21 protein-coding genes are annotated in these 16,832 nt (G+C 70.8%); 20 read left to right on the top strand and 1 reads right to left on the bottom strand.

The annotated features are described in order from the left end of the window. The first annotated feature begins 203 nt into the window (after positions 1–203). Both WEB29_00050 and WEB29_00055 read left to right on the top strand, forming a co-directional pair. Positions 204–1,127 carry a DNA-processing protein DprA gene (locus WEB29_00050; protein MEX2135334.1) on the top strand — a complete coding sequence of 308 codons (924 nt, stop codon included), beginning with the start codon at positions 204–206 and terminating at the stop codon, positions 1,125–1,127. A gap of 17 nt (positions 1,128–1,144) precedes the next feature. After that, a complete protein-coding gene (locus WEB29_00055; protein ID MEX2135335.1) occupies positions 1,145–1,915 on the top strand; it encodes a hypothetical protein in 771 nt (256 codons plus the stop codon). 209 nt (positions 1,916–2,124) lie between these two features. Here WEB29_00055 and WEB29_00060 read toward each other — a convergent pair whose 3' ends face one another. Beyond that, positions 2,125–2,292, bottom strand: coding sequence for a hypothetical protein (locus tag WEB29_00060; GenBank protein ID MEX2135336.1), 168 nt, complete (start codon positions 2,290–2,292; stop codon positions 2,125–2,127). Between the two features lie 81 nt (positions 2,293–2,373). On the opposite strand from WEB29_00060, the gene WEB29_00065 reads away from it, so the two are divergent. The 18 genes from WEB29_00065 to WEB29_00150 are packed head-to-tail and all read left to right on the top strand — an operon-like array spanning position 2,374 to position 16,797. Next, positions 2,374–2,637: a hypothetical protein gene (locus WEB29_00065; GenBank protein ID MEX2135337.1), complete on the top strand. Its 264-nt coding sequence runs from the start codon at positions 2,374–2,376 to the stop codon at positions 2,635–2,637. A 52-nt stretch (positions 2,638–2,689) separates the two neighbouring features. Then, positions 2,690–3,262, top strand: a complete 573-nt coding sequence (locus tag WEB29_00070) for a type II toxin-antitoxin system prevent-host-death family antitoxin (GenBank protein MEX2135338.1) — start codon at positions 2,690–2,692, stop codon at positions 3,260–3,262. Between the two features lie 11 nt (positions 3,263–3,273). Beyond that, positions 3,274–3,666: a hypothetical protein gene (locus tag WEB29_00075; protein ID MEX2135339.1), complete on the top strand. Its 393-nt coding sequence runs from the start codon at positions 3,274–3,276 to the stop codon at positions 3,664–3,666. A 14-nt stretch (positions 3,667–3,680) separates the two neighbouring features. Then, positions 3,681–4,781 (top strand): hypothetical protein, encoded by a 1,101-nt coding sequence (locus tag WEB29_00080; protein ID MEX2135340.1) that lies wholly within the window; start codon positions 3,681–3,683, stop codon positions 4,779–4,781. After that, complete coding sequence (locus tag WEB29_00085) at positions 4,778–6,217, top strand: hypothetical protein (protein ID MEX2135341.1); 1,440 nt, start codon at positions 4,778–4,780, stop codon at positions 6,215–6,217. Before WEB29_00080 ends, WEB29_00085 begins: the two co-directional genes overlap by 4 nt. Continuing rightward, the gene (locus WEB29_00090) at positions 6,214–7,506 is read left to right on the top strand and encodes an ATPase, T2SS/T4P/T4SS family (GenBank protein ID MEX2135342.1); all 1,293 of its coding nucleotides are present in this window, start codon (positions 6,214–6,216) and stop codon (positions 7,504–7,506) included. The genes WEB29_00085 and WEB29_00090 overlap by 4 nt, the downstream gene beginning before the upstream one ends. Further along, the gene (locus WEB29_00095; protein MEX2135343.1) at positions 7,497–8,060 is read left to right on the top strand and encodes a hypothetical protein; all 564 of its coding nucleotides are present in this window, start codon (positions 7,497–7,499) and stop codon (positions 8,058–8,060) included. Before WEB29_00090 ends, WEB29_00095 begins: the two co-directional genes overlap by 10 nt. After that, positions 8,053–8,379, top strand: coding sequence for a hypothetical protein (locus tag WEB29_00100; GenBank protein MEX2135344.1), 327 nt, complete (start codon positions 8,053–8,055; stop codon positions 8,377–8,379). Before WEB29_00095 ends, WEB29_00100 begins: the two co-directional genes overlap by 8 nt. 3 nt (positions 8,380–8,382) lie before the next feature. Continuing rightward, entirely contained in the window at positions 8,383–9,291 is a 909-nt protein-coding gene (locus tag WEB29_00105; protein MEX2135345.1) for a hypothetical protein, read from the top strand. A 14-nt stretch (positions 9,292–9,305) separates the two neighbouring features. After that, the gene (locus WEB29_00110; protein MEX2135346.1) at positions 9,306–9,512 is read left to right on the top strand and encodes a hypothetical protein; all 207 of its coding nucleotides are present in this window, start codon (positions 9,306–9,308) and stop codon (positions 9,510–9,512) included. Continuing rightward, positions 9,512–9,916 (top strand): TadE/TadG family type IV pilus assembly protein, encoded by a 405-nt coding sequence (locus WEB29_00115; GenBank protein ID MEX2135347.1) that lies wholly within the window; start codon positions 9,512–9,514, stop codon positions 9,914–9,916. Before WEB29_00110 ends, WEB29_00115 begins: the two co-directional genes overlap by 1 nt. After that, entirely contained in the window at positions 9,913–10,404 is a 492-nt protein-coding gene (locus tag WEB29_00120; protein ID MEX2135348.1) for a pilus assembly protein TadG-related protein, read from the top strand. Before WEB29_00115 ends, WEB29_00120 begins: the two co-directional genes overlap by 4 nt. Further along, positions 10,401–10,964 (top strand): hypothetical protein, encoded by a 564-nt coding sequence (locus WEB29_00125; protein MEX2135349.1) that lies wholly within the window; start codon positions 10,401–10,403, stop codon positions 10,962–10,964. Before WEB29_00120 ends, WEB29_00125 begins: the two co-directional genes overlap by 4 nt. Then, the gene (locus tag WEB29_00130; protein ID MEX2135350.1) at positions 10,961–12,166 is read left to right on the top strand and encodes a hypothetical protein; all 1,206 of its coding nucleotides are present in this window, start codon (positions 10,961–10,963) and stop codon (positions 12,164–12,166) included. Before WEB29_00125 ends, WEB29_00130 begins: the two co-directional genes overlap by 4 nt. After that, on the top strand, positions 12,163–12,942 hold the full coding sequence (locus WEB29_00135) for an alpha/beta fold hydrolase (protein ID MEX2135351.1): 780 nt from the start codon (positions 12,163–12,165) through the stop codon (positions 12,940–12,942). Before WEB29_00130 ends, WEB29_00135 begins: the two co-directional genes overlap by 4 nt. Next, the gene (gene cpaB / locus WEB29_00140; GenBank protein ID MEX2135352.1) at positions 12,939–13,637 is read left to right on the top strand and encodes a Flp pilus assembly protein CpaB; all 699 of its coding nucleotides are present in this window, start codon (positions 12,939–12,941) and stop codon (positions 13,635–13,637) included. Before WEB29_00135 ends, cpaB begins: the two co-directional genes overlap by 4 nt. Continuing rightward, entirely contained in the window at positions 13,634–15,841 is a 2,208-nt protein-coding gene (locus tag WEB29_00145) for a hypothetical protein (protein MEX2135353.1), read from the top strand. The genes cpaB and WEB29_00145 overlap by 4 nt, the downstream gene beginning before the upstream one ends. Further along, positions 15,838–16,797, top strand: a complete 960-nt coding sequence (locus tag WEB29_00150) for a M23 family metallopeptidase (GenBank protein MEX2135354.1) — start codon at positions 15,838–15,840, stop codon at positions 16,795–16,797. The genes WEB29_00145 and WEB29_00150 overlap by 4 nt, the downstream gene beginning before the upstream one ends. The last annotated feature ends 35 nt before the right edge of the window (positions 16,798–16,832 follow it).

Here is a 16,832-nt window from a genome sequence, read left to right on the forward strand (position 1 = left end):
AGAGCGAGCGTGCCGGCGTTCGCTCCACCCCCACCGGTGAGCGCGCGGCGTCCTGGCAGGCAATCAGAACCTCGGGCTCACCAGATCTGCCGGCGTCCCAGCCACAGAGTCCCCTAGAATCACTTGACGACGGGCGAGTACGACCGTCAATATGCTGGTGTCAACCCGAACATATGTTCGATTTGGGTGAGTAGGGTGGCACGGTGAGCGCGGTCGATCTTCTGGCGATGTGTCGAATCCCGAGCGTCTCCTGGTACTTCATCGCGCGGGAGGCTCAGCGCCCGGGCGGCTTGGCCAACCTCGTCGCCGGGAAGACCTCCGAGCGCAACGCCGATGCCGAGCAGACGCTGCAGCTTCTGGCCGATGCGCATGACGAGATGCCATCCCACCGGGAGTGGGTAAGAGCGGCCCTCGAAGCTACTGCCGCCGACGGCATCCGGCTCACCACGGTGCTCGACGATGACTACCCGGCGAACCTTCGCCTCATCTTCAACCTGCCGCCGTTCCTCTTCTACCGTGGCGAGCTACAGCACGACGATGCTCGTGCCGTCGCTGTCGTCGGAACACGCAATCCAAGCCCGGAAGGGCTGCGCCGCGCCCGGCAGCTGGCGGCCGGCCTCGCCGCTGAGAAGGTCACCGTCGTGTCCGGTCTGGCACGCGGAATCGATACGGCGGCACACGAGGCCTGCCTTGAGGCAGGGGGACGCACCATCGCCGTAGCTGGCACCGGCATCCGCAGGACCTACCCACCGGAGAACGCGGAGCTTACCGAGCGCATCGCGGCCACCGGTGCGGTCGTCTCGCAGTTCTGGCCCGACTCTCCGCCACGGACCGACACGTTCCCGCGGCGGAATATCACGATGTCTGGGCTCGGTCAGGGTACCGTCGTCGTGGAGGCGAGCGCGACGTCTGGCGCGAAGATGCAGGCTAGGATGGCGCTCGAGCATGGGAAGCGGGCGTTCCTGCTCGCCTCCCTCGCCGACCAGCAGGCCTGGGCCCGGCGCTATCTCGACCGCGGCGCAATCCGCGTTGACGGCCTCGAGGGCATCATGCAGCGCCTCCGATCGGTGGAGGCGATCGACCAGCAGTCGGAGCAGCGCCGGCAGCTCACGCTAGCGCTGACCTGACCGACCGACGCTCGGTGATGGCCGGCAAGTACCTCGATTCGTTACTCGCGACGGCCGCCGGCTTCCCCGCCTGCCGCAGCTGCATGTACGTCGAGACCGGGTCGGCCGCCCTGTGCTCGCGCTGCGCGGCCCTCACGCTCGAGCCGCTCGCACCACAGGACCAACGCTGTGGGATCTGCGATCAACCGTTTCAGTCGGGGGAGGAAAAGTGCGGCAACCCGCTCTGCAACGCGGGCTGGCGCATGTTCGAGTGGAACTATGCGATCGCGATGCGGACCACGGTGCTAACGAACGTGATCGGGCTGTACAAGTACGGCGGGCAGCGGCGGTGGGCTGCAATCTTCGGCCGCATCGTGGCGGGCTTCCTCGAGGAGCACGACAGCCTCTTCTCTGAGTTCGACCTCATCGTCGCGAGCCCGACCTACCTTGGTCCGGGAGGCCGGAGCTTCGACCATACACGGGATGTCCTCGCCGCGGCGGACATCGAGACGCCCGGCCGCTGGCCGTTCGACATCGAAGGCCGGCCGGCCATTGTCCAGACAGCCGCCACAGCAAAGATGGCTCGCATTCCGACATACCAGGAGCGAAAGGAGAAGGCTCAGACGGAACTACGCGATGCTCTCAGCATCCCGGATCCACGCCGGACGAGCGGGAAGGCGATCCTCGTGTACGACGACCTCTTCACCAACGGTCTGGTCCTCAACGAAGTAGCGCGCGCGCTTGTCGAAGACGGCGGCGCGGACCGCGTGTGCGGCATCACCCTCGCGCGGGAGCCGTGGAAGCGGTAGCGCATCGTACGCGCGTCGACTGACAGCATCTGACCCACGATCAGGTCGCCTTCGGCGCGGCGGAGCCTATGATTGGTTCATGTCCATCGCCGAGAAGCTGCACCCCGATCGGTTCACCGCGATGAGTCCGAAGATGACGGCGATCGTGGCGTACGTGCTGGGCGAACACTGGACCGAGCCCGAGATCAGGTGGATGTCGGTCGACCGACTCAGACTTCATCGGCGATGCCTCCGATCTCAACCGGAATCTCCGAAAGCTTCTGATCGCCGCCCAACTCTCGCCAGATGAGCGCGAGGAGTTCGCTCGCCTCTTCCGCGAGCGTGTCGACGACTACCGCCCCGCGCAAGAACGCCCGGACTACGCCGAACTGCTCCATTGACCCGCGGGGACATGCACGTCGAACTACTGTACACAAAAGTTATTGACGAGCGTGCTGGGCAGTGCTAGCGTCGCTCGCATGCAAGACAGCATCGGCGTCCGCCAATTGCGGGAGGAGCTCCACCTCAACCTGGCCTGGATTGCACACGGCAATCGCCTGGTCGTGCGCCGCCGCAGCCAGCGCCTAGCGCTCCTCCGAGCGGCGCTGCCGGAAGACCGAGGCCGGGAGACGCCGCTCACCGAGTTCCGCCACACGGTGCGCGCCACCATTCGGCGCGCTCGTCGCCGTCCACAGCTCCTGACCCTGTACGGGGACCCAGTGGCGGTCCTGGAGCGGCTATGAAGCCAACTGGGGTGGCGTCATGACCATCGGTCGCGATCTGCAGGCTCTGGGCATGCGTGAGATCCGCGAGAACATCCGCGCCGTCGTGGCGCGGGTCGAGGAGGGAGCCCCGCTGGCGGTGGTGCGCGAGGGTCAACCGTCCGCCATCATGCTGCGCTTCGACGAGGGCCAGCGCTGGGAGCGCATCGAGCGCAGCCTCTCCGCGCTGCACGGTCTGGGCATCTATCCGGAGCTGGCGCGCGACACCGTGGAGTTGGCGCCGCTGGTAGGCGGCCAGGTCCAACCCGACCCCGCCGCGGTGCGCGGCCTGGCCGACAGGCCACGGGCCATCCTTGCTCCGCTGCGCAGCGTGGGCGTCACCGACGCGCGCCAGCGCTTCGCCTCGATCCTGGATCTGGTCAAGCAGGGGCGCACGATGACGATCGTCAGCAACGGCCGCTTCGCCGTGACCGTCATCCCACCCGCCGAGTACGACCGTCTGCGCGACCTGTCGCGCACGGTCACCTGGTTCCGCGTCGCGGGCCTCGACCTGCACAGCGCCGATGAGGGCGAGATCGCCGACTTCATCCGGGCCTACCGCGGACGCGCCATGACGGCGCAGACGTCCGAGGCGGCGGGAGCCTGAGGATCGAGCGCATGGATCGCACTACCTCACCCCACTGGCGGCCAGCCCCTCGGCTGGTTCTCGCGTCGGCCCTTGCCGCTGCCGCCCTGCTCGCGCTTGGAACCCCGGTCCTGGCGGCCGAGGTACCGGCCGCAGCGCGGGACGCCCTCGCTCCGGTGACGCGCATGATCGCCACCCTGGTCGCCATCGCCATCGGCCTCGGCATCGCCCTCTGCGGTGCAGTCATCGTGTGGGGCGGCATCGAGAAGACGACGGCCGGCGCCAACGCCGAGGCCGAGCACCGTGCCCAGCGCCGCATCGCCAACGGCATCAGCGGCCTGTTATGGATGATCGGCGCCAGTGTCATCGTCGGCACGCTGACCGCCATCGCCGTGGCCTACGGCCTCATCGATCCGCCGTTCTAGAGCCCACCCATGCCATGGCCGCCCTCGCCGCTCGACTCCGCTCCGCGCTCCCGCTGCCGACGGACGAGGGCAGGCCGGTTGTGCACGTCTCGCCGGTCGCAATGCTCCTCCTGGTGCTGGCGCTGGGCGGCCTCGGACTCGCCGTCGTGGGCCGGACGCCCACTCCGCCGGAGCGGCCGCTGCCGGCGCGCATCGAGCCCGAGGCCGCCCACTCACCCCGCGGTGAGCTGCCGATCATCGGCGACCCGATCCGTGACCTGACGATCTGGTACGCGCAGCGCGTCAGCGACGCCAACCGCGCTGCGGTCGAGAACCTGCAAGGCAGCTTCCTGACCCCGCTCGACCCGCTGGGCGATGCGGCCACCATGGACCTGTACGCCAAGATGCTGGTTATCACCATCCCGCTGCTGACCCTCGGCGGGCTGATCCTGGGCTACCTGATCATGGTCGCGCGCACCAGCGGCGAATCGGCGTACGCCGTGCGCTCGGTCACGCCGCGCTTCGTGGTCGGTGCCGTGCTGTCGATCTGCGGCATCTTCCTGGTCAGCGTGCTGGCCCAGTTCGTGATCGCCACCGACGTCGCCATGGTCGGCGTCTCGCTGCCGCCCGAGTCGGTCGGCGCTGCCGAGCAGTGGCCGGCCGGCGGCGGGGTGTTCCTGGTGCTGCAGCGCGGCGGCTTCGACCCGCGCATCGGCGAAGGGGCGACCAACTGGAACTCGGGCGCCTGGCTCAGCTCCGGTCTGCTGGCGGCGGTGCTGATGACGTTCCTGCAGATGATGAACGCGGTGCTCGGCGCGGTGGAGCGCCTGCTGGTGCTGCTCGGCCCGATCTGCCTGGCCGCCTACGCCCTGCCCGCCACCCAGCGACTGGCCAACCTGTGGCTCAAGCTGCTGGCAGCGGTGCTGGCGGTGCGCTTCGGCTGGGCGATCGTGTTCATCCTGTTCAGCCTGCAGGTGCCGGCGCACCTCAATGACGCCTCGGTGCCACTGACCGCCGCCGACACCAACGCGCTGATCGGGCTGGCGCTGGGCGCCGCGGCGCTGATGCTGGTCCTGCCGCCGATCCTGGTCAACCTGGTCCTCAACTCGCCCGGTCCGCTGCGGGTCGAGCGATGAGCCGCCAGGGCCTAGTGGAGGTGCCCGAGAACGCGCTGGTCGAGGAACGGATCGCGTTCGGCCTGGCCGCGCCGCAGCTGGCCATCCTCACCGGCGCGCTGCTGTTCGGCGCCGCGCTCAACCTGATGCCGCTGTGGGCGCCGCTCAAGGTGCTGCTGATCCTGCTCATCGCTGGCCCGGTCGCGGTGGCCGCGGTGCTGCCCATCCGCGGCGAGCCCGCCTACCGCTGGCTGCTGCGGGCGCTGCGCTACTGGCGCTCGCCGAAGGTTTGGCGGCCAACAGTGGTGACCGCGGTCACCGCTAATTCACCCGCGGAAGCGGACGATAAGCGGTCAGTAAGCGACGATGTGGTAGACAGCGGTGAGGTCCTGGAGCATGGCGCCGCGCGGCGGGCTCGCGACGACCCGCCGTCGGGCCTAACGGCGACCCGGCCCTCGACTGTCGAGGAGGGGGTCATGGACGGCTCGTCGCCCCGGCTGCGGCTGATCAGGCCGTCGCAGACCGAGGGCAGTGCGGAGGTACCGGTGCCGCGGGAGGCGCCCGAGCGACCGCCCTCGATCCCCTATGTCCTGCCGGGACCGCGCCTCGCCTGCTTCCTGTCGTTCGCCGGCGGCGTCGGCAAGACGACGTTGACGGTCGAGACGTCGACGCTGATCGCAACCCACGCTCGCTATCGCAGCGCCGACGGCGAGGCGCACCGGCTGCGGGTGCTGGTCGTCGACGCGGCTCGACTCAGCTCGTCGGTGGGTCTCCGGCTGGGCATCGACCCCGACGCGCTGTCGAAAGCTCGGACGCACCGCGACTGGACCTCCGCGGAGTCGGTCGCGCACACGATCGTGGCGAGCTCGCAGCGCCTTGACCTGATCTCGTTGCCGCCGCACCCGAGCCTGGTCGGTCGTGCCGGCGCCGATGGTGGCGCTCCGCTCCAATTCGGGCCGCCGGCCGCCGAGGCCGTCCTCACCACCGCGCACCGAGCCGGCTACCAGCTGGTGGTCGTCGACCTCGGGAACATGCTCGAGGAGGGACATCAGCACCTGCTCGATCGGGCCGACGTCGTGATCGGCGTCGTGCGTCCGACGCTCGAATCGATCCCCGACGTGTTGCGCTTGGGCGAGCATCTGCGCGACGCCGGCTGGGGGCGCAAGCTGCTGCTCGTCGCCAATCAGTGCACGGACGACACCGAGCTGCGCAGCTTCGCTCGCGACGCCGACGTGCCGCTGATCGGCGCCATCCCGCCCGCGCCCGCATTCATGACTGCCGCCGACCGCCATCAGCCGGCGTGGGCTGCCGACCTGCGGCTGCGTGACGCCCTGCTGCCAGTTGCCCGCGCAGTCTGGCCGCTCGACAGCCTCGACCAGCGCGACCACGACGGCGCGCTCAGCCTGCGTCGCCTGCTGGCTCGCGTCCGCGGCAAGTCCCGGAGCCCGCGACCATGATGCCCGAGCTCAACGCACGCGGCGCCACGGTCAGCAAGGCGCTGCTGGGCAAGGTTCGGCGCTTGCTCGTCGCGCGACTGGCGCCCGAGGTGCTCAACCCGTTCGCCAGGACGCCGGAGCACGACGCGCTGCTGCGCGACACGCTGGCGGCCATCTGCGCCGAGCCCGAACTGGACCTCGCTGCCAGTCCGACCCTGCTGGCCGAGATCGAAGCGGCGATCTGCGGCCTCGGCCCGCTGCAACCGCTGGTCGACGATCCAGAGGTGGCCGACATCTTGGTCAACGCGCCCGACGCGGTCTTCGTCGAGCGCGCCGGTCGGCTGGAGCCGACCGAGGTCAGGCTGGACGGTCCGCGCGAGCTGGTCGAGCTCGCCGAGCGCATCGCGGCGCTCGCCGGTCGCGAGCTGTCGGTGGCCCATCCCGTGGTCGACGCCCGCATGCCGGATGGCTCGCGGGTGAACGCGGTCATCCCGCCGGTGGGCGGGCCGTACCTGTCGATCCGCAAGTTCAACCGCCTGCGCCTCGATCTCGTCCCCGGCGGGCCGCACCGCCGCAACTGGGTCGAGGCGGGCGGCGTGAGCGCCGAGCTGGCCGACTTCCTGATCGGCATGGTCCGCGCGCGCGCCAACTTCCTGGTGGCCGGTGAGACGGGCGCCGGCAAGACCACGCTGCTGCGTAGCCTGACCGATGCCTTCGCCCCCGACGAGCGGGTCGGGGTGGTGGAGGACACCGCCGAGTTGGCGCTCGAGAACGCCAACCGCTTCAACCTCGAGACGCTGCATCCCACCGACCTGGCCAGTGGCGAGGCCGACGCGCGCCTACTCGACGTGGGTGACCTGGTGGCCAATGCCCTGCGCATGCGCCCCGACCGCCTGATCATCGGCGAGATCCGCCTGCCCAAGGAGGCCTTCTATACCCTGCAGGCGCTGCACACCGGCCACGACGGCTCGGCCACCACGATCCACGCCTCCAGCGCGGAGGATGCCCTGTTCCGCCTCGAGCTGCTGGCCCGGCAGTCGATGCGCGACCTGACCAGCGCCGACCTGCGCGCCTATATCGCCCGCGTGTTCGATCTGATCGTGGTGCTGCGCCGCCTGCGCAGCGGGCTCCGCATCGTGCACCAGGTCGGCGCCCTCGACGGGCTGAGCAGCGAGGCCCGCTACGCGCTGACCGACGTCTTCCGCGCCGAGCCCGATGGCGGTCAGCTGCGCTGGCGGCGCGACCCGGACTGGCGACCGCCGGAGCGCCTGGGGACGCGCCTGGAGCTGGAGGGCGAGCGGTGGACCTGAGGCTGATCGGCGCGTTCGCCACCGGCGTGGCCGTCTTCAGCGGGCTCATGGCACTGCTGCCCGACGCGCAGCGGCCATCGTTCGAGCTACGCGCACGGCTGCGCACCTGGTACCGGGCTCGGCTGGCGGCCGCCGGCGAGCAGCTCGCTCAGGCGCGGCTCGAGCTCTCGCCGCGCGGTTACCTGCTGCTGTCGGTGATCGCGCCGCTCGTGCTGGCCCTCGTCGGTCTGGTGCTCTCGCCGGCCATGGGCCTCATCGGCGCGCTGCTCGGACTGCTCGTCCCGCGCTGGTACCTGCGTTGGTTGGTCGGCACCGAGGCGCGCGCGGCCGACGATGATGCGCCGCGGGTGTTGCGCGCCATGGTCCACCGCGCCCAGGCCGGAGGCACCTATCCGGACCTGTTCGCCGCCGCCCGGCGAGGCGGCGCGTCACCGCTGGGTGCGCGCCGACTTCGAGGAGCTGCTGAGCCGCTACTTCGCGGCCGAGCCGCCGCCCGAGGCGATCTCCGCCATCCGGCGGCGCCAGGCCGGCCGCAACCTGGCGCTCGTGTTTGACGCGCTGTTCGTGTTGACGCGGACCCACCAGCCGGTCTCGGCCGCGGCCGAATTGCTGGCCCAGATCGGCGAGGCGGCGAGCACCAATCAGGCCATCGCGCGGCAGGCGGCCGCTGAGAGTCGCGGCCTGCGGATCCAGGCCCTGATCCTGGCCATCGTCATCCCGCTCCTGTTCGTCTACTTGCTGCTGGTCAATCCGGAGCTGGTGGCCCCCGTCACCGACACCGCGCTGGGTCGCTTCGTGCTGTTGCCCGCCGCGGCGCTGCTCGAGGTCGCCGGCATCTGGCTCTCGCTGCGCGTGGCACGCCTGGAGGCATGACCGATGGAACTGCTGGGCGCGGTCGCTACCTTCGTCGCCAGCTTCAGCCTGCTCATGGCGCTCTTCGGCCCCGCGCTGGGATCGCCGCAGCGTGCGGAGGCGATCCGTGCGGTCGCGCTGCCGCGCCACCGCTACCAGCGGCTGGTGGTCGCCGAACGACCGGTGTGGGAGCGCGTGCTGGCGCCCGTGGCCAGCCGCATGGCGGAACGCCTGCCGGGGTTGCAGCGGCAGGTCGACGAGCGCCTCATCGTGCGCGCTGGTCTGGACCCAGCCCTCTTCTCGCCCGCCGAGGTGTACGCCGCCAAGCTGGTCGCCGCGACCGGTGTGCTGGTTCTCGCGCTGGCGTTCACCCCGCTGTTCGGTGGCGCGCTGCTCCTGGGCCTCGTCCTCGCCTACCTGGCCTACCTCTTTCCGACCGAGTACCTCGGCTGGCGTGCCCGGCGTCGCAAGCAACAGCTGCTGCGCGAACTGCCCGATTTCCTGGCCCTGGCTCGCCCGCTGGCCGAGAGGCACCCCCTCGAATACGCCCTGACCGAGGCGACCGAGACGCTCGAAGAATGCTCGGGCGGCAGCAATCTGCTGGCCAGCCAGCTGCGTCGCGCGGTGGGGGCGTATGGCGCGGGCGCCGACCTGTACGAGGGTCTGCGCGACGTGGCCCTGACGAACGATCTGGAGGAGCTCGATGAGCTTGCCTCCGCGCTTGGGCAGTCGCGCCACATCAGTCGCAAGGGCGTTGTGCAGACGCTGAAGGCAACCGAGCGCAGCCTTCGCGAGAACGAGCGTAATCGCCTGCTGGGAGCGGCCTCCACGGTCCAGCCTAAGCTGGCCGCCATCCTGGCCGGCATCTATCTGCCCGAGTTCATGTTGCTCGTGGTGTTACCCATGTTCATCGCAACCCTTGGTCGACTGTGAGGAGGAGGCAAGCAATGGGAGAAAGAGTGCGGCGTCTAGTGGGCCGCCTGTCGGCCGGCATGATGGCCCGCCTCCGTTCGAGCGAGCGCGGGCTGACGACCCTCGAGTACGTCATCGGCGCCGGGATCATCCTAGTCGTCCTGGCCGCCGGCATCTTGGCCTGGAATCAGGGCCTGGTGCAGAAGATCGGCGAGCTGGTAACCGAGCTGCTGTCGAACTGATGTGCCGCCACCTGTTCCACGCGTCGCAGCGCGGGCTGGCCACCGTCGAGGCGGTCCTGGTCGTGCCGCTGGTGCTCGTGCCGATCCTGCTGGCAGTCGTCGTCTTCGGTCGCCTGGAGCACACGCGGCTGGTGGTCGACGCCGCGGCGGCGGCCGGTGCGCGGCAGGCTGCGGTGATCGGCGGCGACGGGCCATCGGTGCGCGAGCGAATCGCGACCGAACTGTCCGACGGCGGAATCGATCCGAGCCGGGCGGTGGTCGTGGTCGAGCCGTCCGTGGCTGGTTGGGGTGAGCCGATCCGGGTGCGGGTCGAGATCGCCGAGCAGGCGGGGATCCCCTTCGCCGGCAACTGGGCGGTGCCCCTCGGCGGCGAATTCGTGACCCGCAGCGAGGTGACACCGTGACGAGCGGGCGCCGTGGCAGTGAGCGCGGTCAGGTGGCCCTGTACGCCGTGCTGCTCTTCCCAATCCTGATGCTGGTGCTCGCGCTCGTGCTGGCGGTCGGCACCCTGGAGGGCGCGCGAAGCCGTCTCCGGGCCCAGCTCGACCTGGCGGCACTGACCGCCACGCAGGCCCTCGACTTCGAGGCGCTCGCGCGCGGTGAGCCGCCCCAGCTCGTCATGGCCGAGGCGGACCGCCTCGCTCGCGAGTACCTGGCTCGCAATCTGGCGACCATTGGCAACCTGCCGGTGTCCGCCGCCGCTATCGCCTCCGCTGCGGAGGTGGCTGTGGTCGCCGCTGGCGAGCGCGATCCGATCAGCGGCGCCGTGGTCGAGGTGCCCACGGTCTCGATCCGGGCCGTCGTGCCGACCCGCGTCCCGCTCCTCAACCTGATCGGGCTCGGTCCGGTCGTGAACCTGACGATTTCCGGCTCGGCGGCGGTGAGGACATGACGCTCGATCGCCTCGGTCGCTGGCGCCTACCGGTCCTCGCCGCACTGTCGATCCTGGTCGCCCTCGGCGTCGTCATCGCCATCCTGCTGCTGGGACGCGCACCAGGCGCCCTCGATGGCTCGCCGTCGCCGCGCCCAGGTGCGTCCTCGCCGAGCAGTTCTGCGGTGCCCGGATCAACACCGGAGTCCGCGGTCCGAGCCTTCTACGAGGCATTGGCCAAGGCGCGAGAGACCGATGATCCATCCATTGTCGAGCCGTTCGTGAACGGAACCGACTCGTCGGCGTACCGGACGGCGTCCGGATTCCTCTTGGGCCAGAAGGAGATCGGCAAAGCGTCGGTGATCACGTTGAACGAGATCACGAACTTCCAGGTTCTCGAACAGGATGGGACCTCAGCCACTGTGGAGTTCGATCACCGCTTGGGCGGCTACGACATTGACCTCGAAACCGGAGAGCCGCTCGAAAGCCCAACTGAACTGCCCGCCCGGCGCACTCACACAACCGTCGTACGAGTCGGCGACAACTGGCTCGTGGACAGCTTTGAGGTCGTTGACTCGTGACGGCATCGGCTGCCATCTGTCTTGCCCTCGGTGCCCTGTTCGCGGTCGCCACGCCTGCACGCGCCCTTGATCCCATCGAACTGAAGGTTGAGACCTGGGCAACGGAAGACGGTCGAGCTTACGTCGGGGTCCAGGCGGCGGCCGAGTGGGCAGTCCCCGCCACGTCAACCACTGACGTCGACACGACCTACTACTCACGCTGGGAGCTGATGGGCATCACCCAGCCGTGGCATCGGTTGTACTGGGTCTGGGTGTACCGGACCGCGGACGACAGCCGGGTCAACGTCACTTCGCCGATCAGCCTCTTCACCGATGACCGCGAGCCGGGTATCGGTATCCGGCCCGAGGCACAGGGCGACCTGAGCCTGTACCTCGACGTCGCCGTCCAGCCCGTCAGCGGGCCGGCTCGCTCCGCGCGGACGGTCAGCGCCGAGCTGACCGCCGGCTGGCTCGACGCCGTCGGCGGCGTGATCAGCGCCTACGTCATCCATGACTCGGTGACGGTCGAGGAATGGACGGTCGACTTCGGCGACGGCTCGATCGAGACCTTACCGCGCCAACCCGGGAACCAGGAGCGGCTCGCGGTCCAGCATCGCTATGTCGAAGCAGGCAGCTTCGACGCGGTCGTCACCGCCCATGTCAGCGGCGAGGCGTATGGCGCCTTCTTCACTCCGGGCGGCGTCCCCGTGGAGCGGGTGATCCCCTGGGAGCTCGACATCACGAACAGCGCCACCGGCATCAGCGCTCTCCCAATCGAGTACGTCGCGCCTGTGGTCGATGTCGGCGCCGCTCCGTCGGGCACGCTGACCGACGGCACAGTCGTCTCACCCGACGCCGACGGGCATACGCGGCTGTGGTGGCCACGCGGCCTACTGTGCCAGCTCTACCCGCGCGCCATCGTCGTCACCGAAGGCTTCATGCGCTCTGGCGGCGTGACGATCGGCGCCGCGACGACCCGCCTCGTCGCCTACCGCTACGAGGCCAGCGTCAACGACGCCTCGGCGCCAACGGCTCCCGGCGACTATCCAGCCGACGAGCCGATCGGTATCCAGTGGAATGCGCCGCTGCCCGGCCAGGGCAGCTATCCGGTCCGCCTCGTCCTCGAGCTGGAGACGACCTACGACGACGGCACGGTCCGCACCTACCAAGCGGCCGGCTCTGTGGACGTCACCGTCGTCTACAGCGCAGTGAGCGGGCCATGAGCAGACTCGCCGCCCGCACGCGCGCCGATCCGCTGATCGTGCTCATCCCCAGCCCGCTCCTGGGCCCGTACTCGTGGTCGCTCGTTGCCCAGGAGTTGAGGGCGCGCGGCTGGGAGGCGCTCGTCTCGGTCGACCTGCACGACCCTGTCGGTCGGCAGCCGTGCTGGCAGCGCACGGTCGGCGGCGTGGAGGCCAGCCTACGAGACGTCCCGGCCGAGCGATCGATCGCCCTGGTCGCCCACAGCGGCGCGGGTCCGATTCTGGCGGCAGTGGCCACGGCCGCGCGCCAGCCGCTCACCGCCTACCTCTTCGTCGATGCTGGGCTGCCGCGCGGCGGTGTAAGCCGGCTGGACGCCATCGCGGCCGAGGATGCGACGTTCGCTGCCGAACTGCGGGCCGCCCTGGATGCGGACCAGCGCTTCCCGGCCTGGACCGACGGGGATCTGCGCGAGCTCGTGCCCGATCCCCATCGGCGGCGTGCCCTGCTGGACGAGCTCCGCCCGCGGGGCGCCGACTACTGGACCGAGGAGCTGCCCACCGTCAGCCGCTGGCCCAACGCGCCGTGCGGCTACCTTCAGTTCAGCCCTCCGTACCGGACCGCGGCTGCGCGCGCGCGACGAGCCGGCTGGCCCACGCGCCACCTGCCGGCAGGCCACTTTCACCAGCTCGTCGATCCGTCCGCCGTGGTCGACGCGCTCGTCGATCTGCTGACCGAACAAGGCATTGCATCCCCAGACAGCCGCGCAGCCGCAATATCGAAGGGAGCCACGACATGAGAACCAACCGAGGGGCGTACGTCGCCATCTTCGTGGTGGCCAGCCTCGTCGCGGCAGGGGTCTACTACCTGGCCCAGCCGCGCGCCGACGTGGTCCGCGCGCGGCTGGACATTGCCGTCTTGTCGCCGATCACCAGCGACATGGTCGAGCTGGTGCGGGTCAGCCCCGGGGACCGCCCGGCCGACGCCGCCACCTCGGTCGACGACGTCATCGGCCAGTACGCGGCGATGCCCATCTTGGCCGGCCAGTTCGTCGACCGGCGTGCACTGGAGTCCACGCCCGGAGCGCAGGCCTTTGGCTTCGGCGCCCCCCTGCCGCCCGGCTACGTCGCCTTCGCGATCACCGTCGAGCCGGGGCAGGCGGTGGGCGGCGCACTCACTCCCGGGGCGGTCGTCGACGTCATCGCGGTGCCGAACGCGCTCAAGACGCTTGGCAACGCCGACGTCGGGTCGGCACCCCAGGCGACGGTGCTGGGCGAGGGTCTGATCGTCTTGGCGCTGCGCACCGTCGAGGGTCGGCCGTTCATCGATCCCTCCGACCTGGCGCGGAGCGCCACAGCCCTGCCACCTCGGCTGGGCAGCGTGGTGCTCGCCGTGCCGGCCGACGAGCTGACACGTTTCGCCAGCGCCGCACTGACCTCCACCCTGTACCTGGCGCTACATGCGGCTGGGGACCGCCAGCCAGCCTCGCCGTGACGGCACTCCTTCGTCGCCGGACCCGGGCGCACGCCGACGCGGCAGCCCGGACGGGCTGGCCAACCCTTGCCTGCGATGGCGAGCAGGTGCGAGCCGATGGCCAGCTGCTCGCCGGATTCGGGCTCGCGCCGCTCAACCTGGAGCTGCTGGCCGAGGCCGAGCGCGAGGCCTCGCTCGAGGCCCTGGCCGCCCTGTACGACGCTATCCCCCGCCCCTTCCAACTGCTGTCGGTTCCTGCCGAACGCGACCCGAACGAGCATCTGGCGCACCTGCAGGCGGCCATCGCCGGCCGACGCGCCAAGACGGCCTTCGCCTCGTACGCGGCGCTGTATCGCGAGCTGGCGGCTGCGCCGCGGCGACCGCTGCGCGCGACCTACCTCATCGTGGAGGCCACCTCCGAGGCCGAGCTGCGGCGCATCGCCGAGCTCGTGCGCCGCGTCGGCGAGGAACGCGGCGTGGAGCTGCGGCCGCAATCGGTGGCACAGCTGACCGAGCTGTGGTCGGCGACCGCGCGCGTCGGGAGCGAGCATCGGCTGGGCGTCCACGCAGCGAGCGGCGACGGACTCGTGGCAGGGCTCCATTTCGGTGGCCGCTGGCCGTCGCAGGTGCCGCCCGGCTGGCTGGCTGGGCTGCTGGCCAGCCCCGGGCTGGCCGCCCTCTCGATGCGCGTGCGGGCGCTGTCGCGCGGCGAGGCGATGAGCTTCATGACCGCACGCCTGCGCCACGTGCGCGCCGCAGAACGGCTGGCCGCCGAGCGCGGCGAGGTGGAGGACCCGCAGCGCGAGCGGATCGGCGCCACTGCCAGCGCGGCGCGGCGCGCGACGCAGGCCGGCCAGGGGCGGGTCTACTTGGCCGACACGATCCTGCTGCTCGAGGCTCCGGACTCCACCACCCTCCAAGAGCGGATCGAGGCGATCCGCCTCGAGGCCCGCAGCCAGAGGCTCGAGGTTGAGCTGGCCAGCTTCCGGGTCGGCCAGGCCTGGCAGCGCGCGCTGCCGGGTACCCATCGCCGCCCGCTGGCCGAGCGCAACCTGGACACGCCCAGCCTCGCCGCCAGCCTGCTGCACACCAGCTCCGACCTGTACGAGGCGACCGGGCACCTGTACGGCCGCCAGCGCAGCTCAGGGGCGCCGATCGTGCTCGACCGTTTCGCGCGGCCCAGCCACAACGCGATCGTGCTGGGCCAGACCGGCACCGGCAAGACGATGTTCACCGGCGCCGAGATGAGCCGCTGCTTCCTGCGCGGCATCCGCGTCCTGGGGGTCGACCCCCTGGGCGACTACCGGCGCCTGGCCGACGAGCTGGGCGGCACCTACCTTGAGCTCGGCGCTCCCGGCGTCGGGCTCAACCCGTTCGCGCTGACGGGCGCCGGCGACCCCGGCGCCTTCAGCGCCAAGCTGGCCATGCTCTCGCGCCTGGTGGCCGCCATGGTCGGCGGCCTGAGCCGCGACGAGCGTCCCGCCCTGGACCGCGCCCTGCGCACCAGCTACGAGGTGGCACGCATCGGTCCCGACCCCGCCACCTTCGAGCGCCAAGCGCCACGGCTGGCTGACCTGGTCGCGCGCCTCGGCGAGCAGGCCGGCGGAGCCGCGCTGGCGCATCGCCTCGAGCGCTGGGCGACTGGCTCGCTGGCCGATGTGCTCGGGTCCGAGGCCGAAGTGCCACTCGATCGACGGCTGCTGATCATCGGGCTGTCCTCGATCGGCGACCCCGAGGTCCGAGCCGTGGCTCAGTTCGCGGCGCTGTCGGTGCTGTGGGATGCGGTGCGCCGCGACCTGGCGCCCAAGCTGGTGGTGGTGGACGAGGCCTGGAAGGTGATGCGCCAGCCGTCGGGCGCCGACTTCATCGAGGAGCTGGCGCGCTCGGCGCGTCACTACCATGCCGGGCTGCACCTGGCCACCCAGGACATCGTCGAGTTCCTGCGCTCCGAGTACGGCGAGTCGATCGTCAAGCAGTGCGACCTCCGCGTGCTGCTGGGCCAGACGCCGGAGGCCGCCGATGCGCTGACCCGCTACTTCGATCTGACCCCCGCCGAGCGCCGCGCCCTGCTCCACGCCCGGCCCGGCCAGGGCCTCCTGTTCGTCGGTCGTTCGCACGCCGCCTTCGAGGCGACGGTCAGCCACCGCGAGTACGCAATGCTCACCACGCGCCCAGCCGACCTCACCTCATCCAATAGGACGGTTCCCACCTCGCCTAGTCCGTGAGGCGCCGCGCGGGCTGTGGCTGCCTGGGCTGCGGCGTCCTGCTGTTCGTCGCCTTCGCCATCCTGACCGGCTCGGTCGGCGTGCTGGCCGGCGATTGGGGCGGCCTGGCCCGGCCGAGCCTGCCGGAACCGGCTGCGGCGGTGGCCGACATTCCCTCCGACTACCTGACGCTCTACCAGGACGCCGGACGGCAGTTCGGCCTCGACTGGCCGCTGCTGGCCGCCGTCGGCCGCGTCGCGAGCGACCATGGCCGCAGCACGCCCGACTGCACGCCGAACGGGGCCGGCGCGCTCGGGCCCATGCAGTTCCTGCCCGTCACCTTCGCCCAGGCCGCGAACTGGGCGGCCCTGTCCGACGCCGACATCTGCGCGCCGGCCGATGCCATCCCGGCGGCTGCCGCCTACCTGCGCCGCTGGGGCGCGCCCGACGACTGGCGCCGCGCGCTGTCCGCCTACCACCCCTCCGCCGCCGACGTCGAGCTGGTCCTGGCCTGGGCCCAGCGCTATGGGTACGCCGCGACGCTGCTCTGGCCGCTCGACGGTCCGATCACGCAGCGCTTCGGCCCAACCGACTTCGAGCTGGAGCCGGCGCTGTGGTACCGCGGCTCCTGGCACGCGCACTTCCATGCCGGGCTCGACCTCGCCGCGCCCGCAGGCACGCCGATCCGCGCCATCGCCGCCGGGGTGGTGACCTTCGCCGGCCAGATCGCCGACGGTGCCGTGGTGGTCGAGATCGAGCACGCCCCCGGCGTCACCTCCGCCTACGCCCACCTGCAGCCCGACCCGCCGCTGGCGGTCGGCGCTTGGGTGCTGGCCGGTCAGGTCGTCGGCTTGGTGGGCCTGACCGGCATGACCACCGGCGCCCACCTGCACCTGGCCATCGCCGCCAGCGGCGAGCCGATCGATCCGCTGTCCGTGCTTCCAGCCCGTAGCGAGGCGCTTGGCCGTGGCCGTTGAATTCGCGCTGTTCTGCCTTGCCTGCCTTTCGCCCA

This window comes from Chloroflexota bacterium (assembly GCA_040902225.1).
GTDB lineage: Bacteria > Chloroflexota > Limnocylindria > QHBO01 > QHBO01 > CF-167.

Coding starts and splice junctions, on each gene's coding strand:
- WEB29_00055 (MEX2135335.1), top strand. CDS start 1,145: ATGGCCGGCAAGTACCTCGATTCGTTACTCGCGACGGCCGCCGGCTTC.
- WEB29_00060 (MEX2135336.1), bottom strand. CDS start 2,292: ATGGAGCAGTTCGGCGTAGTCCGGGCGTTCTTGCGCGGGGCGGTAGTC.
- WEB29_00065 (MEX2135337.1), top strand. CDS start 2,374: ATGCAAGACAGCATCGGCGTCCGCCAATTGCGGGAGGAGCTCCACCTC.
- WEB29_00070 (MEX2135338.1), top strand. CDS start 2,690: ATGCGTGAGATCCGCGAGAACATCCGCGCCGTCGTGGCGCGGGTCGAG.
- WEB29_00075 (MEX2135339.1), top strand. CDS start 3,274: ATGGATCGCACTACCTCACCCCACTGGCGGCCAGCCCCTCGGCTGGTT.
- WEB29_00080 (MEX2135340.1), top strand. CDS start 3,681: ATGGCCGCCCTCGCCGCTCGACTCCGCTCCGCGCTCCCGCTGCCGACG.
- WEB29_00085 (MEX2135341.1), top strand. CDS start 4,778: ATGAGCCGCCAGGGCCTAGTGGAGGTGCCCGAGAACGCGCTGGTCGAG.
- WEB29_00090 (MEX2135342.1), top strand. CDS start 6,214: ATGATGCCCGAGCTCAACGCACGCGGCGCCACGGTCAGCAAGGCGCTG.
- WEB29_00105 (MEX2135345.1), top strand. CDS start 8,383: ATGGAACTGCTGGGCGCGGTCGCTACCTTCGTCGCCAGCTTCAGCCTG.
- WEB29_00110 (MEX2135346.1), top strand. CDS start 9,306: ATGGGAGAAAGAGTGCGGCGTCTAGTGGGCCGCCTGTCGGCCGGCATG.
- WEB29_00115 (MEX2135347.1), top strand. CDS start 9,512: ATGTGCCGCCACCTGTTCCACGCGTCGCAGCGCGGGCTGGCCACCGTC.
- WEB29_00125 (MEX2135349.1), top strand. CDS start 10,401: ATGACGCTCGATCGCCTCGGTCGCTGGCGCCTACCGGTCCTCGCCGCA.
- WEB29_00135 (MEX2135351.1), top strand. CDS start 12,163: ATGAGCAGACTCGCCGCCCGCACGCGCGCCGATCCGCTGATCGTGCTC.
- cpaB (MEX2135352.1), top strand. CDS start 12,939: ATGAGAACCAACCGAGGGGCGTACGTCGCCATCTTCGTGGTGGCCAGC.